16 protein-coding genes are annotated in these 20,208 nt (G+C 60.5%); 11 read left to right on the top strand and 5 right to left on the bottom strand.

The window, feature by feature from the left end; all coding sequences use genetic code 11:
- Positions 1 to 192 (top strand): hypothetical protein, encoded by a 192-nt coding sequence (locus CWE01_RS14600; protein WP_100941243.1) that lies wholly within the window; start codon positions 1 to 3, stop codon positions 190 to 192.
- A gap of 177 nt (positions 193 to 369) precedes the next feature.
- Here the strand turns inward: CWE01_RS14600 and CWE01_RS14595 are convergent, their stop codons facing one another.
- The 5 genes from CWE01_RS14595 to CWE01_RS14575 form a co-directional block, all read right to left on the bottom strand.
- Positions 370 to 1,119: a FadR/GntR family transcriptional regulator gene (locus tag CWE01_RS14595; RefSeq protein ID WP_100941242.1), complete on the bottom strand. Its 750-nt coding sequence runs from the start codon at positions 1,117 to 1,119 to the stop codon at positions 370 to 372.
- Between the two features lie 71 nt (positions 1,120 to 1,190).
- The gene (locus CWE01_RS14590) at positions 1,191 to 2,921 is read right to left on the bottom strand and encodes an ABC transporter ATP-binding protein/permease (RefSeq protein WP_100941241.1); all 1,731 of its coding nucleotides are present in this window, start codon (positions 2,919 to 2,921) and stop codon (positions 1,191 to 1,193) included.
- 96 nt (positions 2,922 to 3,017) lie between these two features.
- Positions 3,018 to 3,578 carry a response regulator transcription factor gene (locus tag CWE01_RS14585; protein ID WP_100941240.1) on the bottom strand — a complete coding sequence of 187 codons (561 nt, stop codon included), beginning with the start codon at positions 3,576 to 3,578 and terminating at the stop codon, positions 3,018 to 3,020.
- Entirely contained in the window at positions 3,575 to 4,834 is a 1,260-nt protein-coding gene (locus tag CWE01_RS14580; protein ID WP_100941239.1) for an ATP-binding protein, read from the bottom strand. The genes CWE01_RS14585 and CWE01_RS14580 overlap by 4 nt, the downstream gene beginning before the upstream one ends.
- A gap of 160 nt (positions 4,835 to 4,994) precedes the next feature.
- Positions 4,995 to 6,305 (bottom strand): hypothetical protein, encoded by a 1,311-nt coding sequence (locus CWE01_RS14575; protein WP_100941238.1) that lies wholly within the window; start codon positions 6,303 to 6,305, stop codon positions 4,995 to 4,997.
- 438 nt (positions 6,306 to 6,743) lie between these two features.
- Here CWE01_RS14575 and CWE01_RS14570 point away from each other — a divergent pair, with 438 nt between their 5' ends.
- The 10 genes from CWE01_RS14570 to CWE01_RS14525 all read left to right on the top strand — a co-directional run bounded on the left by CWE01_RS14570 (position 6,744) and on the right by CWE01_RS14525 (position 20,153).
- Positions 6,744 to 7,451 (top strand): SIMPL domain-containing protein, encoded by a 708-nt coding sequence (locus CWE01_RS14570; RefSeq protein ID WP_100941237.1) that lies wholly within the window; start codon positions 6,744 to 6,746, stop codon positions 7,449 to 7,451.
- A 100-nt stretch (positions 7,452 to 7,551) separates the two neighbouring features.
- Positions 7,552 to 9,153: an ABC transporter substrate-binding protein gene (locus CWE01_RS14565; protein ID WP_100941236.1), complete on the top strand. Its 1,602-nt coding sequence runs from the start codon at positions 7,552 to 7,554 to the stop codon at positions 9,151 to 9,153.
- Positions 9,154 to 9,410: 257 nt separating this feature from the next.
- Positions 9,411 to 11,036: an ABC transporter substrate-binding protein gene (locus CWE01_RS14560; protein ID WP_100941235.1), complete on the top strand. Its 1,626-nt coding sequence runs from the start codon at positions 9,411 to 9,413 to the stop codon at positions 11,034 to 11,036.
- Positions 11,037 to 11,333: 297 nt separating this feature from the next.
- Positions 11,334 to 12,932, top strand: coding sequence for an ABC transporter substrate-binding protein (locus CWE01_RS14555; protein WP_100941234.1), 1,599 nt, complete (start codon positions 11,334 to 11,336; stop codon positions 12,930 to 12,932).
- Positions 12,933 to 13,101: 169 nt separating this feature from the next.
- A complete protein-coding gene (locus tag CWE01_RS14550) occupies positions 13,102 to 14,517 on the top strand; it encodes an OprD family porin (protein WP_100941233.1) in 1,416 nt (471 codons plus the stop codon).
- Positions 14,518 to 14,598: 81 nt separating this feature from the next.
- On the top strand, positions 14,599 to 16,194 hold the full coding sequence (locus CWE01_RS14545) for an ABC transporter substrate-binding protein (protein ID WP_100941232.1): 1,596 nt from the start codon (positions 14,599 to 14,601) through the stop codon (positions 16,192 to 16,194).
- Positions 16,195 to 16,270: 76 nt separating this feature from the next.
- Positions 16,271 to 17,281, top strand: a complete 1,011-nt coding sequence (locus tag CWE01_RS14540; RefSeq protein ID WP_100941231.1) for an ABC transporter permease subunit — start codon at positions 16,271 to 16,273, stop codon at positions 17,279 to 17,281.
- A gap of 10 nt (positions 17,282 to 17,291) precedes the next feature.
- Positions 17,292 to 18,203: an ABC transporter permease subunit gene (locus CWE01_RS14535; protein ID WP_100941230.1), complete on the top strand. Its 912-nt coding sequence runs from the start codon at positions 17,292 to 17,294 to the stop codon at positions 18,201 to 18,203.
- 10 nt (positions 18,204 to 18,213) lie between these two features.
- The gene (locus CWE01_RS14530; protein WP_100941229.1) at positions 18,214 to 19,182 is read left to right on the top strand and encodes an ABC transporter ATP-binding protein; all 969 of its coding nucleotides are present in this window, start codon (positions 18,214 to 18,216) and stop codon (positions 19,180 to 19,182) included.
- The gene (locus CWE01_RS14525; RefSeq protein WP_100941228.1) at positions 19,182 to 20,153 is read left to right on the top strand and encodes a peptide ABC transporter ATP-binding protein; all 972 of its coding nucleotides are present in this window, start codon (positions 19,182 to 19,184) and stop codon (positions 20,151 to 20,153) included. Before CWE01_RS14530 ends, CWE01_RS14525 begins: the two co-directional genes overlap by 1 nt.
- The last annotated feature ends 55 nt before the right edge of the window (positions 20,154 to 20,208 follow it).

Raw genomic sequence — 20,208 nt, 5'->3', positions numbered from 1 at the left:
ATGACCTTTACCGTAAAACTCGAACTGGCTTCCGGTCAGTCACTCAAGGATATGCCGCTGGAACTGCTGGCCGATGGCGTGGCGATTACCCGGGCGACGGCGGATGAGACGGGGCAAGTGGTATTTGATGTGCAGGCAAAAGCGGCGAAATGGGCCGTGCGCGTGGATCGGACGATCCTGCACAAACGTTAAGCACACCTGGAAAGTGGCGAGGGGGCTTGCCCCCGTTCGGCTGCGAAGCAGTCGTAAACCCGGGTACCTCAATCTACCTGACAGAGCGCGGTCGCTGGTTTCAGGGCCGCTTCGCGCCCCAACGGGGGCAAGCCCCCTCGCCACAATAATGGACGTTCCCTCTCGGATTGATCGCGCTTAGCCCTTCTGCACCTCGGCCTCTTCATGGGCCTGACGCAACCGCTCGCGGCTGTTGGTCAAATGCAAACGCATCGCTGCCCGCGCCGCATCGGAATCCTGGCGGGCAATCGCCTCATAGATCTCTTCGTGTTCACGCCCCAGCCGGTTCATATAGTGCTGCTGGTCATCATGGGCCAGCCGCGCCGAATTCAAGCGGGTCCGGGGAATGATGCTGGTGCCCAGGTGGGTCATGATATCGGTGAAGTAACGGTTGCCGGTGGACAGGGCGATCTGCAGGTGGAACTGGAAATCCGAAGCCACCGCATCGCTGGCGTGGGCCGCGCTTTCATTCAAGGCATCCAGCGCCGCCCGCATCGCCGCCAACTGCTCGGCGCTGCGGCGCTGTGCCGCCAACCCCGCCGACTCGACTTCCAGGCTGATACGCAACTCCAGAATCGCCAGCACATCGCGCAGGGTCACCACCGTCGCCGGATCGATACGAAAACCGCTGGGGCTCGGCGTATCCAGCACAAAAGTGCCGATGCCGTGGCGCGTTTCCACCTGCCCGGCCGCCTGCAGGCGCGAGATCGCCTCGCGCACCACCGTGCGGCTGACACCATGGGCATCCATGATCGCCGACTCGGTGGGTAACTTGTCCCCGCGCTTGAGCTGGCCATCACGGATCTGCTCGGAGAGCACGGTGACCAACTCCTGGGCAAGACTGCGGCGCTTTCGGGTCGGGCGAAGCCCGGCGCTCTGGTTTTCCATATCGAACATCTATCTCGGCTGAACGGCTGAGCGCGCATCATAGCTCAACCGGGTTGTACGATCACCGTTGACTATGCGCTGACGGCCTCCTGGGTAACCAGGTGTCCGCGCTCGATACGCAAATGTCGCGGGTGGAACTTGTTCAGGCTGCTGCGGTGCCCGACGCTGACAATGCTCAAGCCCGGGATCTGGTCGATCAGGGCCTGATACAGCGCCGCTTCATCCTCCTCGTCCATGGCCGCCGTGGCTTCGTCGAGGAACAGCCATTGCGGGGCATAAAGCAGCGCGCGGGCAAAGGCCAGGCGTTGCTGCTCACCCGGCGACAACATCCGCTGCCAGTGATTGCTCTCATCCAGTCGTCCGGCCAGGTGTGGCAGACGGCAGGTCTGCAAGACCTCCTGGTAACGCTCATCCGGATAGGCATCGCCCGGCTGTGGATAACTCATCGCCTCACGCAGGCTGCCGATCGGCAGATAGGGTTTCTGCGGCAGGAACAGCGAGCGCGCGGCCGGCAAGCGGATACTGCCACCGCCCCGTGGCCAGAGATTGCCCATGGCGCGCAACAAGGTGCTTTTGCCACTGCCGGAACGCCCGCTGAGCATCACCCGCTCGCCCGGGGCCACATTCATGCTTGCACCGGCCAGCAGATGCCGACCGTCCGCCAGATCCAGGTCCAGGTTATTCACCTGCAAGGCTTCACCCTGGTTCTGCACGTCGATGGCCGGAGCACGGTCTTCGTTGTCGAGCATGGCCTGACGGAAACTCAGCAGACGGTCACAGGTGGCTTTCCATACCGCAAGACTGGAGTAGGCATCGATGAACCAGCTGAAGTTTTCCTGCACATTGCCAAACGCCGAGTTGATCTGCATCAGTTCGCCGAGCTGGATCTTGCCGGCGAAATAGCGCGGTGCCGCCACCATGAACGGGAAAATGATCGCGATCTGGCTGTAACCGGCGGTGAAGAAGGTCAGGCGCTTGGTGACGCGCATCAGCGCCCAGTAGTTGGACCAGACCTTGCCGAAACGGGTACTCAGGCGCTGCTTTTCATTCGGCTCGCCGTCATACAGGGCAATGCTTTCGGCGTTTTCACGAACCCGCACCAACGAGAAGCGCATATCGGCTTCAAAGCGTTGTTGTTGGTTGTTCAACGGAATCAAGTGGCTGCCGATCACCCGGGTCAGCCAACTGCCGACGGCCGCATAAAGGAAGGCGCACCAGAACATATAACCGGGAATGCTGATGCCGAAGACTTCGATACTCCCCGATACCCCCCAGAGGATGATCGAGAACGACACCAGGCTGACTACTGTACGAAACAGGCCAAGGCCCAGGGTCAGGGTATCGGCGGTAAAGCTGTTGAGGTCTTCACTCAGCCGTTGGTCCGGGTTGTCGGTGTTCCCGCCCGACTCCATCTGGTAGTAGTTCTTGTGTTCGAGCCAACGCTTGAAATGCTGCTCGGTCAGCCAGCGACGCCAACTGATGGTGAGCATCTGGGTCAGGTACAGCCGATAGACCGCGCCGAGGATGGCGACGGCGGCAATACCGCCGAAATACAGGATCAGGTGCCAGAAGGCATCACTGTTTTTCTCCTGCAAGGCGTTGTAGAAATCCTTGTACCAATTGTTCAGCCAGACCGAAATGCCGACGCTGAAAAGTGACAGGGCCACCACACAGATCAGCAACAGCCAGGCCTTGCCCTTCTCTTCACTGCGCCAGTAAGGCGAGGCCAGTTGCCAGACCCTACGAAAAAAATGCCCTTTTACTGCATCGTTGACCGCGGAATATTCAGCGTTCTTAGTCATTCTAAGGCTCGGTTGGCGTAAGAAATTTCACCAACCGATCATAGATGATTCGCACCCGCCGTAGCGCGGTTTGAAAAGGATTCGTTCAGCGCCGGTTCAGCGCCGCACCGGCCGCTTCTGCAATTTGCGCTGCAAGGTCCGTCGATGCATGCCCAGGGCACGGGCGGTGGCGGAGATATTGCCTTCGTGCTCGGTCAGCACGCGCTGGATGTGCTCCCACTGCAGGCGGTCCACCGACATCGGGTTTTCCGGCACCAGGGTATCGAGGTCGGCATGCTCGGAGAGCAAGGCCGCCAGCACGTCGTCGGCATCCGCCGGCTTGCACAGGTAGTTGCAGGCCCCGCGCTTGATCGCCTCCACCGCCGTGGCGATGCTCGAATAGCCGGTGAGGATCAGCACGCGCATCTCCGGATCGAGTTCCAGCAGCTTGGGCAGCAGCACCAGGCCGGAATCGCCGTCCATCTTCAGGTCCAGCGCGGCGTAGTCCGGCAGGTCCTGCTGGGCCAGGATCAGGCCCTCTTCGGCGGAGCCGGCGGTGCTGACGCGAAAACCGCGACGGCTCATGGCCCGCGCCATCACGCGGGTAAAGGTGGCATCGTCGTCCACCAGCAACAGGTGCGGCAGTTCCTCGCCTTCGACCTGGATCTCGTCACTCATGCTTCTTCTCCTCGGGCAACACGGGGCAGGCGCAGCTCGGTGAGCGTGCCACCTTCCTCATGACTGTAGAGTTTCACCGAGCCGCCAGCGCGGGTCACGCTGGCCTTGCTCAAGAACAGGCCCAGGCCGAAGCCTTTGCCCTTGGTGGTAAAAAACGGTTTGCCGATCTGCTCGGCGATGGCCAGCGGCACACCGGCGCCGTGGTCACGAATATTGATGGTGAGGTTTTCCTCATCCCAGTCGAGCTGCACTTCGAGGCCCTCGGGACAGGCGTCGGCGGCATTGTTCAACAGGTTGAGCAAGGCCTGGGTCAGGTCCGGCGGCGGTGCCAGGCGTGGCACATCGCCCTGGCCGAGGCGCTGGAAGCGGTAACTGGCTTCCGGACGCATCAGGTGCCAGCGGTTCAGCGCTTCGTCGAGCCAGACCGTGACGTCCTGCATCTCCACCGCCAGCCGGCGATTGGCCTCGGCGGCGCGGACCAGTTGCTGCAAGGTTTGCTTGCACAGCTTGACCTGGTCCTGGAGCACGCTCAGGTCGTCCTGGAGCAGCGGGTCCGAATGGTCCTGGCGCATTTCCTTGAGCAGCACGCTCATGGTCGCCAGGGGCGTACCCAATTCATGGGCGGCGCCGGCGGCCTGGGTCGCCACGGCCAGCAGTTGCTGGTCCCGCAGGCCCTCTTCACGGCGCAGGGCGCGCAACTCTTCCTGGCGGCGCAATTCCTCGGCCATCTTCGCGGCGAAGAAGGTGATCACCGCGGCGGCCAGGGCAAAGCTCAGCCACATGCCGTAGATCTGCAGCTTCTCGCGGGAGATCGGGAAGGTTTCCAGCGGGTAGAACTGCACCAGCAGCAAGGTGTAGAGCACCAGCGCCGCGCCGGAGAGGACCACCGAGTAGCGCCAGGGCAGGGTCACCGCGGCGATGGTCAGTGGCACCAGGTAATAAGAGACGAAGGGGTTGGTCGAACCGCCGGAGAAATACAGCAAGGCGCTGTGGATAAACAGGTCGCAGGCCAGTTGCACGGCGTATTCGAGTTCGGTGACCGGCCAGGTGGTCCGCAGGCGTACCACGGTGAAGGCGCAGAGCACCATGGAACAGGCCAGGGTCATCGCCAGTTGCAGCCAGGGCAACGGCAGCAGGTCGAACCAGTAGGCGATGCCCACGGAACCGGCCTGGGCCGCCAGTACCAGAATACGGATAAAGGTCAGGCGCCAGAGGTTCTGACGGGTCGCGGACAGCAGTTGAACGGGGGCGAGCATGAGCTCTCCTGATGAGCGCTCCAGGCGGATCGCCACGAGTATAACCAGCCGGGGCGCGGACAGGCGAATGTGCGGCAAACCGCCACAGCCGGCAGACATCAGCGAGCTTTGTAAAACCGGCCATTGGAAAATGACTCAACGGCCGGCTGGACGCTACTGTTTATCCATGCAATCGCACAAGAGCAAAGGCTGCGGACTCGTCCATTTTGTAAATGAAGATAATTTTCCTGTCCGGCTGTACAGAAAGTCCATTGATAATGGCCTCACCGTCGAACATGACAATCCCCTGATTACCAAAAGCACCGTCCCATCCCATATCCTGCTCGAGGCTGGCAATAAAAACTTTACTAAAGCCAGAAGAGGCGAGCGCAACAGAGCCTGCAACAACCACGGTTGATTGCGGATTATAGAGCGCTGCTTTCCAGACGACAGTGTCAGCCGTGTTTGGACCACCGGTAACCCCAGCCCATCCTTGCTCTCCAAAAAGCGGATCCACCTGGCCATCCATTCCACGACGTTGGAGCACGAGGAACAAATGCTGGGAAGCCGTATTTGCAGAGGTGCCGACAAGATAAAATTCCGCGCTGCCCTCCCTAGGCAAAATGACGTTTTTGACCCTCGGCTGGCCATCATAGTAGCCATCGGTCGCAAAATGGGTATCCAAATTGCCATTGGCATCATATCTGGCAATAAACCACTCCCCCTCCCCCGTCAGGCGAGAGGTTGCTGCCACCAAAAAATTGTCACCTTGGCGCACAAGGTCTTCGGCCCAGACATGCCGACTATTTCGAGAAATAAACGTGTATCCCACTTCACAAAATGTTTTATCCAGGAAACCATCATTACCCACTTTCGTGAGAAAAGTCACATCCCAAATACCGGTACGGAGAGTGGACAGAATCATGACGCTACCATCATCCAGCAACACCATCGCCCCACGATAATCCGGGGAACGAAAATTTCGTATCGCCTCCTCATCAGGCGAAACCGCGCCCCCCTGATCAACGCTGATATCTTCATCTTCCCAGATCATCACCCCGCCAATTCCGAAATCCTCATCTAAACTTCCATCTGACTCAAACCTTGCCAACCCAGTTGCCCTGGCATCAGGTCCGTCACTGACAAAGAAACCCATAACAACTTTATTACGACCAGCATCAAACTTCACATTATAGGGTTTCGCCAAACTCATCCCTGGAAAAAAATCAGACAACTTGAATCGAGAAATCCCCGCACTACCAAAACTTGCATCTACAACGCCCCGACCATCAAGCCTGATCAGATAGGTCACCTGAAGATCATCCGAGTAGGCTGCGCAGAGTATTTTTCCGTCTGACAGTATATGAGTAGCGCAGGGCTGCAGATAAACTCCAGTGCCGTCAAACAAATAAACTTTACCTGCCACACCAAAGGTATAGTCCAGACTACCTCGAACCTCTGCTGCTTCGTTTGAATCATTTGAGCCAGTCATATATTAATCATCCGCAAGGGTTGGCGAAGAAAAAACATTAACGCGCCTGGCAATAAATCGTCACCTGTCAGAAATGACAGTTCATCAGATGGATTGGATATAAAAATACTTATTAACACTCATTATTGATCTAAACATAAAGACCTGAATTCTCTCGTATAATTTGTGCATTCTCTGTCTTTGCTCAAAGTCGTCCATGAGACTCGTATCCACTCTCTGCGCTACCGACGTTCGAGCCTGAACACAGCCTATCTGCACGGTGAAAAGCCCGCCTTGCGTCGACCTGCGCCCACTGGGTCAAACAGCGTAACCTCGTGGGCAGTTGGCGCTATATGTATTGAAGTTGTAACGACGCGAACCGGACAATCCCGGCGTAGTCTGATGCCTGCACGCGGGACTGCCCGACAATACCCGCGCACCGAATCCCAAGGAGCTTTTATGCACTTCACCCGCCGCGCCGCCCTTCTCGCCCTCAGCCTCAGTTCCCTGGCCAGCCTGCCGGCCCTGGCCGTCGACGAGCCGCATTACAACCAGATTTCCCTGCGCGCCGAAGCCAGCCAGGAAGTGGCCCGCGACCTGATGATCGTGACCCTCTATACCGAGGCGCAGAACAGCGATCCGGCCAAGCTCGCCGCCGACGTCACCACCACCCTGAACAAGGCGCTGGGCCAGGCCAAGGCGGTCAAGGAAATCACCTTGAGCCAAGGCAGCCGCAACAGCTACCCGATCTACGACAACAAGACCCAGAAGATCACCGGCTGGCGTGAACGCGCTGAGCTGCGCCTGGAAAGCGCCGACTTTGCCGCGTTGTCCAAGCTGACCGGCGAACTGATGCAAGACCTGAAAATGGAAAGCATGAACTTCGCCATTTCCACCAGCACTCGCAAGGCCAGCGAGGATGCCCTGTTCAAGGAAGCCATCGCCGCGTTCAAGGCCCGTGCCCAACTGGCCACCGAGGCCCTGGGTGGCAAGGGCTACAAAATCGTCAACCTCAACCTCAACAGCAACGGTTATCCACAACCGTACGCCCGTGGCGCGATGATGATGAAAGCCCCGGCCATGGACGCCGCGCCGACCCCGGACGTGGAAGCCGGCAAGGCACAAGTCAACATGAATGCCGATGGGGTGATCGAGGTCTTGCAGTAAACCCCGCACCGGCCCCCTTTATTGTCGGCACCAAGGCCTCGATAGGCCGTGCTAGAGTCGGAACCCTCCCCGCTCTATTACGCACCTTCGAGGCTTTTCAATGGAAAAGATTGCCTTCAAACCGCTACTGCTGGCGGCCGCCTTGCTGGCCTGTACACCCTTGGCCCAGGCGGCCTCGACCCTGGTCTACTGCTCCGAAGCCAGCCCCGCCGGCTTCGACCCGAGCCAGTACACCAGCGGCACCGACTTCGACGCCTCGGCGGAAACCGTGTTCAACCGCCTGGCCCAGTTCAAGCGCGGCGGCACCGAGGTCGAACCCGGCCTGGCCACGAGCTGGGACGTGGCCCCGGACGGCCTGGCGTACACCTTTCACCTGCGCTCCGGCGTGAAGTTCCACACCACCGATGACTTCAAGCCGAGCCGCGACTTCAACGCCGAAGACGTGCTCTTCACCTTCCAGCGCCTGCTCGACGCCAATCATCCGTTCCGCAAGGCCTACCCTTCGGAATCGCCGTATTTCAGCGACATGGACCTCAACACCACGATCAAGAACGTCGAAAAACTCGACGAGCAGACCGTGCGCTTCACCCTGAACCATATCGACGCCGCCTTCGTGCAGAACCTGGCCATGAGCTTCGCCTCGATCCAGTCCGCCGAATACGCCGCGCAACTGCTCAAGGAAGGCCGCGCCGCCGACATCAACCAGAAGCCGGTGGGCACCGGTCCGTTCGTGTTCAAGCGTTACCAGAAAGACTCGCAGATCCGCTACGTGGCCAACAAGGACTACTGGAAACCCGAGGACGTCAAACTCGACAACCTGATCTTCGCCATCACCCCGGATGCCGCCGCCCGCCTGCAAAAACTCAAGGCCGGGGAATGCCAGGTCAGCGGCTACCCGCGCCCGGCCGATATCGAGATCATGAAGCAGGACAAGAACCTGGTGGTGCTGCAGCAGCCGGGCTTCAACCTCGGCTTCCTCGCCTACAACGTCACCCACAAGCCCCTGGACCAGCTCAAGGTCCGCCAGGCCCTGGACATGGCCATCGACAAGCCGGCGATCATCAAGGCGGTCTACCAGAGCGCCGGCCAACTGGCACAGAACGCCCTGCCGCCGGGCCAATGGTCTTATGACCCGACCATCAAGGACGCGCCGTACGACCCGACCAAGGCCCGCGCGTTACTAAAGGAAGCCGGCGTGGCCGAAGGCACCAGCATCGACCTCTGGGCGATGACCGTACAACGGGCCTCCAACCCCAATGCGCGGATGTCGGCGCAGATGATCCAGGCCGACTGGGCCAAGGTCGGGATCAAGGCCAATATCGTCAGCTACGAGTGGGGCGAGTACATCAAGCGCGCCAAGAACGGCGAGCATGACGTCATGATCTACGGCTGGACCGGCGACAACGGTGACCCGGACAACTGGCTCGGCGTGCTCTACAGCTGTGCCGCGGTCAAAGGCAGCAACTACGCAAAATGGTGCGACCCGGCCTATGATCAACTGATCCAGAAAGCCAAGCTCAGCAGCAACCATGACGAGCGGGTCAAGCTCTACCAGCAGGCGCAGAAAATCCTCAAGGAACAGGTGCCGATCACCCCGATCGCCAACTCGACGGTGTTCCAGCCGATGCGCAAGGAAGTGCACGACTTCAAGATCAGCCCGTTCGGCCTGACACCCTTCTACGGCGTGAGCCTGGGCAAGTAACACCATGCCCCAACCGGGTGCGCCAGACGCCCCGGTTGCCCGCTTGAAGTGCGTCTCGCGCACCTGAAAATCCCCTCGAAACCTGTCAAATGCGTCAGAATTTACACATATGCGACATTCGTGTACGTTCGTGCCACTCTTTGAGGCTTCGCACGTATCTGCATCTTGCAATGGGTATGGGGCCTGCATAAGTATCCGCAGGTCGACTCACGAGGTCGTCCTCAAAACCAAAAATGACAACAAATCATGAGGCCACCATGCTTAAAAAAGCAGTCATTCCGTTTTTAGTCGGCGCAGGCCTCTTGGCCAGCGCACCGTTCGCCGTCGCCGCGACTAACCTGGTGTTCTGCTCCGAAGGGAGCCCGGCTGGTTTCGATCCAGGCCTGTACACCGCCGGAACCGACTTCGACGCCTCCGCGGAAACCGTCTTCAACCGTCTGAGCCAGTTCGAACGTGGCGGCACCGCCGTGATTCCTGGCCTGGCGACCAGCTGGGACGTGACCCCGGACGGCCTGACCTACACCTTCCACCTGCGTGAAGGTGTCAAGTTCCATACCACCGATTACTTCAAGCCGACGCGTAACTTCAACGCCGACGACGTGCTGTTCACCTTCAACCGCATGCTCGACAAGGACATGCCGTTCCGCAAGGCCTATCCGACCGAATTCCCGTACTTCACCGACATGGGCATGGACAGCAACATCACCAAGGTGGAAAAACTCGACGACAAGACCGTCAAGTTCACCCTGAAAACCGTGGACGCCGCGTTCATCCAGGACTTGGCGATGAGCTTCGCCTCGATCCAGTCCGCCGAGTACGCCGACAAGCTGCTCAAGGAAGGCAAGGCCAGCGACATCAACCAGAAGCCGATCGGCACTGGTCCGTTCGTGTTCAAGAGCTACCAGAAAGACTCCAACATCCGCTACACCGGGAACAAGGACTACTGGAAGCCTGAGGACGTCAAGGTCGACAACCTGATCTTCGCCATCACCACCGACCCGTCGGTACGTGCGCAGAAGCTCAAGAAAGGCGAATGCCAGATCACCGCCTATCCACGTCCGGCCGACATCGCCCCGCTCAAGGCCGACAGCAGCCTGAAGATGCCTGAACAGGCCGGCTTCAACCTGGGTTACATCGCCTACAACGTGATGCCGGTCCTCAAGGACCAGACCGCCGCCAACCCGTTGGCTGACCTGCGCGTACGCCAGGCGCTGGACATGTCGGTGAACAAGAAGCAGATCATCGAATCGGTCTACCAGGGCGCCGGCCAACTGGCGGTCAACGCCATGCCGCCCACCCAATGGTCCTACGACACCACCATCAAGGACGCCAAGTACGACCCGGAAAAAGCCAAGGAACTGCTCAAGGAAGCCGGCGTCAAGCCAGGCACCGAGATCACCCTGTGGGCCATGCCGGTCCAGCGTCCGTACAACCCCAACGCCAAGCTGATGGCTGAGATGCTCCAGTCCGACTGGAAGAACATCGGCCTCAACGTCAAGATCGTCAGCTACGAGTGGGGCGAATACCTCAAGCGTGCCAAGGGTGGCGAGCAGCAAGCCATGCTGATTGGCTGGAGCGGCGACAATGGGGACCCCGACAACTGGCTGGGCGTGCTGTTCGGCTGTGATGCGGTCAACGGCAACAACTTCTCGAAGTTCTGCTACAAGCCCTTCGAGGATCTGATCAAAGAAGCCAAGTCGACTGCCGACCAGGGCAAACGCACCGAGCTGTACAAGCAGGCGCAACACATCCTCAAAGACCAAGTCCCCTATACACCTATCGCACACTCGACGGTGTTCCAACCCATGAGCGCCAAGGTGCAGGACTTCAAGATCAGCCCGTTCGGCTTGAACTCCTTCTACGGCGTCAGCGTCAGCAAGTGAGGTTGCGCGAAGACGGCGTCCTAGGACGTTGTCTTCGCCTCCCCGCCAGAATTGCAGGAATTGTCCGGAATCCGTTGGCGGTAACCCGCAAACGGATGACCGCCGCACAGAGTTTTCCTACAGCTCTCTAAGGCTCTACGCATTTACCGCATCGACTTGGCCTCGTAACGTCAAGACTTCGCTGACATGCGTTCACGAGCGGCATTGCTGCATTCACTGACTTGATCGGCGATGGTTCCCGTGTTCCCAACACGGCCATTGTTCGCCGATGACAATAACAAAAGGATTGGGACCGTCATGCGCCAGACCTTCACTTTATCCGCTTTGGTGGGAGCCGCCCTGTGGGCGGGCGCCCCCTTTGTCCAGGCTGCCGGCAGCCTGGTGTTCTGCTCCGAGGGCAGCCCGGCAGGGTTTGACACCGCGCAGTACACCACCGCTACCGACAACGACGCCGCCGAGCCGCTCTACAACCGGCTGGTGGAGTTCGTCAAAGGTGAGACCTCCGTCGCACCGGCGCTGGCCGAAAGTTGGGATATTTCAGCGGATGGCCTGGTGTATACCTTCCACCTGCGCCGTGGCGTGAAGTTCCACACCACCGCCTATTTCACACCGTCCCGCGACTTCAACGCCGACGACGTGGTGTTCACCTTCAACCGCATGCTCGATCCCGCGCAGCCGTTTCGCAAGGCCTACCCCACCGAGTTTCCGTACTTCAACGGGATGAGCCTGAACAAGAACATCGCCAAGGTCGAAAAGACCGGGCCGCTGACCGTGGTCATGACCCTCAATTCGGTCGACGCCGCGTTCATCCAGAACATCGCCATGAGCTTCGCCGCGATTCTCTCCGCCGAATACGCCGACCAGTTGCTCGCCGCCGGTAAACCCAGCGAGATCAACCAGAAGCCCATCGGCACCGGGCCATATGTGTTCCAGCGCTATCAGAAAGACGCGCAGATCCGCTACGTGGCCAACAAGCAGTACTGGGACCCGGACAAGGTCCAGCTCGACCAGCTGATTTTCGCCATCAACACCGATGCCTCGGTGCGGGTGCAGAAACTCAAGCGCGGTGAATGCCAGATCACCCTGCACCCGCGCCCCGCCGATGTCGACGGACTGAAGAAAGACCCCAAGCTGCAGGTCATCCAGAAGCCCGGCTTCAACCTGGGCTATATCGCCTACAACGTGCAGCACAAACCCTTCGACCAGCTCCAGGTCCGCCAGGCGCTGGACATGGCGGTGAACAAGCCGAGCATTCTCAATGCCGTCTACCAGGGTGCCGGGCAACTAGCGGTCAACGCCATGCCGCCGAGCCAATGGTCCTACGACGAGAGCATCAAGGATGCCCCCTACAACCCGGAAAAAGCCCGGCAACTGCTCAAGGCCGCCGGCGTCAAGGAAGGCACCGAGATCACCCTCTGGGCCATGCCGGTGCAACGCCCGTACAACCCCAACGCCAAGCTGATGGCCGAAATGCTCCAGGCCGACTGGGCGAAGATCGGCCTGAAGGTGAAGATCGTCAGCTATGAATGGGGCGAGTACGTCAAGCGCACCAAGAATGGCGAGCACGACATCAGCCTGATCGGCTGGACCGGCGACAACGGAGACCCGGACAACTGGCTCGGCACCCTCTACGGCTGCGACGCGATTGGCGGCAACAACTACTCCATGTGGTGCAACCCGCAATACGACAAGCTGATCAAACAGGCCAAGCTCATCACCGACCACGATCAACGCGTGGCGCTCTACCAGCAGGCCCAGCAGTTGCTCAAGCAACAGGTGCCGATTACGCCTATCGCCCATTCGACGGTCAGCCAGCCGTTGAGCACCAGAGTCGAAGGTTTCAAGGTCAGTCCCTTTGGCCGGAACACATTCTCGGGCGTCAGTATCGAACAATAAAACCGTGACCCGTGCTGTGGGAGCGAATTTCGCTCCTACGCAAACTTGCAGCCGAAATTCGGCAAAACCCTGCCAGGCAAACGATTGCGCAAGCAAATAATGTGTTCACCAAAAAGCCGGATCAGCCAAGAAGGCCGGTATTAAAAAAAGAAAATAAGGAGCTTTAACCTTGAAACTCTCTCAAAAAACGTTGTTAGCCTTGGCCATCGGCAGTGCCTCCGTGATGGCCCACGCCGAAACCCAGAGCCAGGATTTCGTCCCGACGAGCCTGAGTTCGACCAATGCCCAGGAACAGACCAAGGGCTTTTTCGAAGAGCAAAGCGTGAGCGGTCTCACCCGTAACTGGTATGCCAACGAGCAGCTCCAACGGGGTGGCAAGTTCCACTACAACGACCATGGCGTATTGATCCCTACCGACCGTCGTATCAACTGGCTGCAAGGCACCATCGTCAAGTACAACTCCGGCTTCAGCGAGGGGACCGTTGGGGTCAGCACTGAAGTGGCGGTGTATAACGTCGTCGCCCTGGAACGCGATACCGAACGCCTGGCTTCGGCCAATGGCGGCGCACCGATTCCAGGTGTCGGCGGCCTGGGCAACAACCGCACCCTGACCAAAGACGGCGGCGACGCGCAGGGCCAGTGGAGCAAGCTCGGCCTGGCCAACGTCAAGTTCCGCGTGTCGAACACCACCGTGACCGCCGGCCGGCAGAGCTACAGCACGCCGATCGTCGACGTGATGCCCAACCGCGTGCTGCCCTCGAGCTTCGAAGGCGTGAGCCTCCATAGCGAAGAGTTCAACAACCTGTCGTTCGACGCCGCCACCTTTGACCGGGTGTCGCCAAGGACCGAAGAGAGCCTGTCGAAATTCCGCTCCGAGTACACCAACATCGATGTCGAGACCGATCACGTCAACATGGCGGGTCTCAACTATCAGCCGTTCAAGAGCCTGAAAACCAGCCTCTACGTGTCCAACGTCGAAGACTTCTGGAACCAGTACTATTTCGGTGCCACCCATGAACTGGGCGACAGCTCGGTGCTGGGCCTGACCACCGGCCTGAACTACTACAAGACCCTCGACACCGGCAAAAAGAAGATGGGTGAAATCAACAACGACGCCTACTCGCTGTCGTTCGGCCTGACTCACCAGGCCCATAGCCTGACCTTCTCCTACCAGGAAATCGACGGTAACGAGTACTTCGACTACCTGCACGAAACCAACGGTATCTACCTGGCCAACTCCCTGCTGTCGGACTTCAACGGCCCGAACGAAAAATCCTTCCAGATCGCCTATGGCCTGAACATGGCCGAGTACGGCGTTCCGGGATTGAAGTTCAATGTCTACCAGGCCCACGGCTGGGGCATCGACGGGACTCACTACACCGGCACCGCTTACGATGTGAAGAACATGCATGACGAGAAGCACTACGAGCAAGGCATCGGCGCGTCCTATGTCATCCAGAGCGGCCCGCTCAAGGCGGCCTCGATCCGGGCCAACTATACGGAGCACCGGGCCACGGCCAACCAGGGCGACGGCAGCATCACCGAGTTCCGCCTGGTCACCACCATTCCATTCAACATTCTCTAACCACACCTGAACGGCCCTGGGGCCGATTCGACGAATCGGCCCCAGCGTCTAATCTGGCTCAATCGATCAAGGAGGGTTTACATGAAGATGCTTCCCCTGCGCGCCGCCATCGCGGCCGCCGTGTTCAGCGTGGCTATCGGTGTTTCCGCCAAACCCTTGGTGGTCTGTACCGAAGCCAGCCCGGAAGGTTTTGACCCGGTGCTCTACACCACCGCCGTCACCGCCGACGCCGCCGCTGAAACGATGTTCAACCGTCTGGTGGACTTCAAGCCCGGCACCACCGAAATCCAGCCGGCCCTGGCCGAAAGCTGGGAGATCAGCCCCGACGGCCTGCAATACACCTTTCACCTGAGAAAAGGCGTCAAGTTCCACACCACCGACTACTTCAAGCCGACCCGCGAGCTGAACGCCGACGACGTGGTCTGGAGCTTCCAGCGTCAACTGGACCCCAACCATCCCTGGCATAAAGCGTCCACCGTCGGCTTCCCGTATTTCGAGAGCATGGACTTCCAGAACCTGCTCAAAAGCGTCGAGAAAGTCGACGACCTGACCGTGCGCTTCACCCTCAACCGCCCCGAAGCGCCGTTCCTGCCCGACCTGGGCATGGCCTTCACCTCGATCCACTCCGCCGAATACGCCGGCCAGTTGCTCAAGGCCGGCAAGCTCGACGAGCTCAACAGCAAGCCGGTCGGCACCGGCCCGTTCATCTTCCAGCGTTATGCCAAGGACGCCCAGGTCCGCTTCAAGGCCAACCCGGACTACTTCCGTGGCAAGCCGCCAGCGGACACCCTGATCCTGGCCATCACCGTCGACAACAACACGCGCCTGCAGAAGCTCAAGGCCAATGAGTGCCAGGTCGCCCTGTACCCCAAACCCGATGATGTGCCGAACATCAAGGCCGATCCGAACCTGAAGATCGACGAAATGGCGGCCATGTCCACCGGTTATGTGTCGATCAACACCGAACACAAGTACCTGAGCGATGTGCGGGTGCGCCAGGCCATCGAGCTGGCCCTGGACAAGCAGAACTACGTCGACACCCTGTACGGCAAGGGCAATGCCATCGCCGCGGTCAACCCCTACCCGTCGACCCTGCTGGGCTACAACACCCAACTGAAGAACCCGGCCCAGGACCTGGACAAGGCCCGCGCCCTGCTCAAGGAAGCCGGTGTTCCCGAAGGCACGGTGTTCACCCTCTATACTCGCAACGGCGGCGGCCCGACCAACCCGAACCCGCAACTCGGCGCGCAACTGATGCAGGCTGACCTGGCCAAGGTCGGTATCAAGCTCGATATCCGCGTCATGGAGTGGGCCGAGATGCTCAAGCGGGCGAAAAAAGGCGAGCATGACATGGTCTCTGCCGGCTGGAGCGGGGACAACGGGGACCCGGATAATTTCCTCAGCCCGCTATTGAGTTGCGAAGCGGCGAAAAACGGCGAAAACTACAGCCGCTGGTGCAATCCTCAGTTCCAGGCGCTGATCGACCAGGCTCGCGCCAAGACTGACCCCGCCCAACGTGCCGCACTCTATGAACAGGCCCTGGCTATCCTGCACGAGCAGGTCCTGTGGGTGAACGCTGCCCATCCGAAGATGTTTACCGCTATGCGCAAGAACGTAGAGGGCTTCCACATAAGCCCCCTATCCACGAATAACTTCGCCACCACCCAGGTGAAGTAGAACAACAAACGCTCTTCGGTGCCCGACCCCGGGCACTGATGAGCACGCCTAACCGGCTGATGAGGTACACCACACGATGTTTAGTTTTATTGCCCGCCGACTGGGGCTGCTGATCCCCACGTTCTTCGGCATCACGTTGCTGACTTTCGCGTTGATTCGCATGATCCCGGGCGATCCCGTGGAAGTCATGATGGGCGAGCGCCGGGTCGACCCGGAAATGCATGCCCAGGCGATGGAACGCCTCGGTCTTAACAAGCCGCTTTATGCCCAGTACATCGACTATGTCGGCAAGCTCGCCCATGGCGACCTCGGCGAGTCCCTGCGTACCCGCACCAGCGTGTGGACCGAGTTCACCACGCTGTTCCCCGCCACCCTGGAACTGTCCATGGCCGCCCTGCTCTTCGCCGGCGTCCTCGGGCTGCTCGCCGGGGTGATCGCCGCCCTCAAGCGAGGATCCCTGTTCGACCATGGGGTGATGGGCATCTCTCTGGCCGGCTATTCGATGCCGATCTTCTGGTGGGGCCTGATCCTCATCATGTTCTTCTCCGTGAGCCTGGGCTGGACCCCGGTGTCCGGACGCATCGACCTGCTCTACGACATCGAGCCCAGAACCGGCTTCATGCTCATCGACACCCTGCTCAGCGACCAGCCCGACGCGTTCTGGGATGCGCTGCACCATCTGATCCTGCCGGCCATCGTGCTGGGCACCATCCCGCTGGCGGTGATCGCCCGGATGACCCGCTCCTCGATGCTCGAAGTCTTGCGTGAAGACTACATCCGCACCGCCCGGGCCAAGGGCCTGTCGCCGGCGCGCGTGGTATTCGTCCATGGCCTGCGCAACGCGCTGATTCCAGTGCTGACCGTGGTCGGCCTGCAAGTCGGCACCCTGCTGGCCGGCGCCGTGCTGACCGAAACCATCTTCTCCTGGCCCGGTATCGGCAAATGGCTGATCGAAGCCATCGGCGCCCGGGACTACCCCGTCGTGCAAAACGGCATCCTGTTAATCGCCTGCCTGGTGATTGTGGTCAATTTCGTCGTGGACATCCTCTACGGCCTTGTCAATCCACGCATCCGTCACCAGCGCTGAGATCAAGATCATGAGTACTACTATCGCTTCGACCACCGTCGATCAAAGCCTGCTGTACCCCTCTCCGTACAAGGAATTCTGGCAGCACTTCGCCAAGAACAAGGGCGCCGTCGCCGGCCTGCTGTTCATGTCGCTGGTGGTGTTCTGCGCGATCTTCGCGCCCTGGGTCGCTCCGCACGACCCGAGCGAACAGTTCCGCGACGCCCTGCTGACCCCGCCGTCATGGCTTGCCAGCGGCCAGATCCAGTACCTGCTGGGCACCGACGAACTGGGCCGCGACCTGCTTTCACGGCTGATCCACGGTTCGCGCCTGTCGCTGCTGATCGGCCTGTCCTCGGTGGTGATGTCGCTGATCCCGGGCATCTTCATGGGCCTGCTGGCCGGTTTCTTCCCGCGCATCCTCGGTCCGACCATCATGCGCCTGATGGACATCATGCTGGCCCTGCCCTCGCTGCTGCTGGCCGTGGCGATTGTCGCCATCCTCGGCCCTGGCCTGATCAACACCGTGATCGCCATCGCCATCGTTTCGCTGCCGTCCTACGTACGTCTGACCCGGGCCGCCGTCATGGGCGAACTGAACCGTGACTACGTGACCGCCGCACGCCTGGCCGGTGCCAGCCTGCCGCGCCTGATGTTCATCACCGTGCTGCCCAACTGCATGGCGCCGCTGATCGTCCAGGCCACCCTGAGTTTCTCCTCGGCGATCCTCGATGCCGCCGCCCTGGGCTTCCTCGGTCTGGGCGTACAACCGCCCACCCCGGAGTGGGGCACCATGCTGGCCTCGGCCCGCGACTACATCGAGCGCGCCTGGTGGGTGGTGAGTCTGCCTGGCTTGACCATTTTGCTCAGCGTGCTGGCAATCAACCTGATGGGCGACGGCCTGCGCGATGCGCTGGACCCGAAACTCAAGAACGCCGCCTGAGGAGATTCCCATGTCACTGCTAGAAATCAAGAATCTCAATGTTCGCTTCGGCGACAAAACCGCTGTGCCGGTGGTCGACGGCCTCGACATCAGCGTGGACAAGGGTGAAGTCCTGGCCATCGTTGGCGAGTCGGGTTCGGGTAAATCCGTGACCATGATGGCGCTGATGGGCCTGATCGAGCACCCCGGCATCGTCACCGCCGACGCCCTGCGCTTCGACGGCAAGGACATGCTCAAGCTCAGCGCCCGCCAGCGCCGGCAAGTGGTCGGCAAGGACCTGGCGATGGTTTTCCAGGACCCGATGACCGCGCTGAACCCCAGCTACACCGTGGGCTTCCAGATCGAGGAAGTGCTGCGCCTGCACCTGAAGATGTCCGGCAAGGCGGCGCGCAAACGTGCCATCGAGCTGCTGGAAAAAGTCGAGATCCCGGGCGCCGCCAGCCGCATGGACGCCTACCCGCACCAACTGTCCGGTGGCATGAGCCAGCGTGTCGCGATCGCCATGGCGATTGCCGGCGAGCCCAAGCTGCTGATCGCCGACGAACCGACCACCGCCCTCGATGTGACCATCCAGGCGCAGATCATGGACCTGCTGCTCAGCCTGCAACAAGAGCAGAACATGGGCCTGGTGCTGATCACCCACGACCTCGCGGTCGTTGCCGAAACCGCCCAGCGGGTCTGCGTGATGTACGCCGGCCAAGCCGTGGAAGTCGGCATGGTGCCGGGGTTGTTCGATGTACCGGCGCATCCGTACAGCGAAGCCCTGCTCAAGGCGATCCCGGAGCACAGCTTGGGAGCCGAGCGCCTGTCGACCCTGCCGGGTATCGTGCCCGGGCGTTATGACCGGCCGGTGGGTTGCCTGCTGTCGCCGCGCTGCCCCTACGTGCAGGAAAGCTGCCGGCAGCAGCGTCCGACCCTGGACCCGAAAGCCAAGAGTCTTGCCCGTTGCTTCTTCCCGCTGAACCAGGAGGTGGCGTAATGGCCGTCGTTCTTACCGCCCGCGACCTCACCCGTCACTACGAAGTCTCCCGTGGCCTGTTCAAGGGCCATGCGCTGGTGCGCGCCCTCAACGGCGTGTCGTTCGAACTGGAAGCCGGCAAGACCCTCGCCGTGGTCGGCGAATCGGGTTGCGGCAAATCCACCCTGGCCCGGGCCCTGACGCTGATCGAGGAGCCGTCGTCCGGCTCATTGAAAATCGCCGGGCAGGAAGTCGCCGGCGCCAACAAGGCCCAGCGCAAGCAACTGCGCAAAGACGTGCAGATGGTGTTCCAGAGTCCCTACGCGTCGCTCAACCCACGGCAGAAGATCGGCGACCAGTTGGGCGAGCCGCTGCTGATCAACACCAAACTGTCCGCCGCCGAGCGCCGGGAAAAAGTCCAGGCGATGATGAAGCAGGTCGGCTTGCGCCCTGAGCACTACCATCGCTACCCGCACATGTTCTCCGGCGGCCAGCGCCAGCGTATCGCCCTGGCGCGGGCAATGATGCTGCAACCGAAAGTGCTGGTGGCGGACGAACCGACCTCGGCGCTGGACGTGTCGATCCAGGCCCAGGTGCTGAACCTGTTCATGGATCTGCAGCAGCAGTTCAACACCGCCTACGTGTTCATTTCCCACAACCTGGCGGTGGTCCGTCACGTTGCCGACCAGGTGCTGGTGATGTACCTCGGCCGGCCAGTGGAAATGGGCCCGAAGGAGGATATCTACGCCCGTCCCCTGCACCCGTACACCCAGGCCCTGCTCTCGGCGACGCCGGCGATCCATCCGGACCCGCTGAAACCGAAGATCAAGATCGCCGGTGAACTGCCCAACCCGCTCAACCCGCCGTCCGGCTGTGCTTTCCACAAGCGCTGCCCGTACGCCACCGAGCGTTGCAGCACGGAAGAGCCGGCCTTGCGCGAGCTCGACTCGCGTCAGGTGGCCTGCCATTACGCGGAGCAATTCCTCAACTGACAGGCCATAAAAAAGCGCTCTCCTGAATAAGCGAGAGCGCCGAAAACGGTAGTAC

The organism is Pseudomonas sp. QS1027 (genome assembly GCF_002814235.1).
GTDB lineage: Bacteria > Pseudomonadota > Gammaproteobacteria > Pseudomonadales > Pseudomonadaceae > Aquipseudomonas.
Note: the sequence above shows the minus strand (reverse complement) of the source record. Positions and strands in the feature narration are given on the sequence as shown.